We start from the raw sequence: 1,892 nt of genomic DNA, 5'->3' as shown, positions 1-1,892 counted from the left end.
ATTGTGCGCCCGGCATGGGTGCAGTCTATAGGGTGTGAGTCCCGAGCCATGAAGGCAGTAGTAATGGTTAGCTTAACGCAAGGGTGTCCATGGTGACGTGGAATCTGAAGGAAGCGGGCGGCAAACCTCCGGTCTGAGGAACACGAACTTCATATAAGGCTAGGCATCATTGGATGAGTCTGCAATACAAGACAAAGTCCGTACTGCCGAAGGTGATGCAGAGTAAATGAAGCAGATAGGTGGAGGGAAAGACTGCATCCTTACCCGGGGAGATCTGATTGGCACGCCAAGTCCCCTTGGTAACCTGTCCAGAGATGGACCGCTGAACAATCAGAAGTCAGCAGAGGTCATAGTACCTTGCCAACTCGAGAAGGCATGGGAAGGGCTGAACTATTGAGAGAGAATGAAACCTACTAATACAGGTCCTGTGCTGAACACAGACAATCCAAAAGGACTTGCCTGGAAGAGGAAACGGTGAATCCCGTGGGGGATTCCAGGAGGGTGGAGCAGGAACTGGAATAAATAGAACCTTCATTCACGCAGAAAGGATTAACAAAATGTTAATGGAACAAATACTGTCGCGGGAAAATCTTTTAACAGCCCTTAAACGGGTTGAGCGAAACAAAGGAAGTCACGGCATAGACGGAATGTCCGTAAAAGACCTGCGAAGACATCTCTATGAGAACTGGGATTCACTTGTGAACGCTATAAGAAATGGCACTTATCAACCCTCACCCGTTCGCCGTGTCGAAATCCCGAAACCAAGCGGCGGAGTGAGGTTATTAGGCATACCTACCGTAACAGACCGTTTCATTCAACAAGCCATTGCTCAAGTGTTGAATCATATTTTTGATCCGACCTTTTCAACAAACAGTTATGGGTTCCGTCCCAACAGGCGGGCTCATGATGCCGTACGGAAAGCAAAAGGATTCATAAAGGACGGTTACCGCTGGGTAGTGGACATGGACTTGGAGAAATTCTTTGACAAGGTGAATCACGATAAGCTGATGGGCATCCTCGCAAATAAAATTCAAGACCGGATCTTACTGAAACTAATTAGGAAATACCTTCAGTCTGGAGTCATGTTAAACGGAGTAGTGCAAATTACGGAAGAAGGCACCCCGCAAGGGGGACCTCTCAGTCCTCTTTTGTCAAACATCGTTCTTGATAAACTTGACAAGGAGCTTGAGAAGAGAGGGCACAAATTCGTCCGTTATGCGGATGACTGTAATATCTATGTTAGGTCACTAAAGGCCGGGCACCGTGTGATGTCATCCGTAACACTCTTTATAGAGAAAGACTTGAAACTGAAAGTAAACAAAGATAAGTCAGCAGTAGACCGGCCTTGGAAAAGGAAGTTCCTTGGCTTCAGTTTCACACTCCATAAAGAACCGAAGGTGCGTATCGCCAAAGAAAGCATCTCTCGTCTTAAAAAGAAGGTGAAGGAAATCACCTCGCGGTCAAAACCATATCCAATGGAACAAAGGATTGCGATGCTTAATCAATATGTAACCGGATGGTGCGGTTACTTCGCCCTCGCAGATACACCAAGCAAATTCAAAGAATTTGATGAATGGATTAGACGAAGACTCAGGATGTGCGAATGGAAACAGTGGAAGAAACCAAAGACTCGTGTCAGAAAACTTATTGGGTTAGGAACTCCGGAATCCAAAGCATACGAATGGGGAAATTCCCGGAAGAAATACTGGAGAATTGCATGTAGTCCAATCCTACACAAAACCCTCGATAACTCCTATTGGAGTCATCGAGGGCTGAAAAGTCTATATTCTCGTTATGAAACTCTGCGTCAATCTTAATGGAACCGCCGTATACCGATCGGTATGTACGGTGGTGTGAGAGGACGGGGGTTAGTCACCCCCTCCTACTTGATT

1 protein-coding gene is annotated in these 1,892 nt (G+C 46.4%); it reads left to right on the top strand.

The features are described from left to right. The first annotated feature begins 557 nt into the window (after positions 1–557). Positions 558–1,817: a group II intron reverse transcriptase/maturase gene (gene ltrA, locus D0469_RS19175; protein ID WP_117328342.1), complete on the top strand. Its 1,260-nt coding sequence runs from the start codon at positions 558–560 to the stop codon at positions 1,815–1,817. Positions 1,818–1,892 lie beyond the last annotated feature (75 nt).

The organism is Peribacillus saganii, assembly GCF_003429095.1.
Taxonomy (GTDB): domain Bacteria; phylum Bacillota; class Bacilli; order Bacillales; family DSM-1321; genus Peribacillus; species Peribacillus saganii.
The sequence above is the reverse complement of the archived record's forward strand: the minus strand, read 5'-3'. Positions and strand labels throughout refer to the sequence as shown.

Coding starts and splice junctions, on each gene's coding strand:
- ltrA (WP_117328342.1), top strand. CDS start 558: ATGTTAATGGAACAAATACTGTCGCGGGAAAATCTTTTAACAGCCCTT.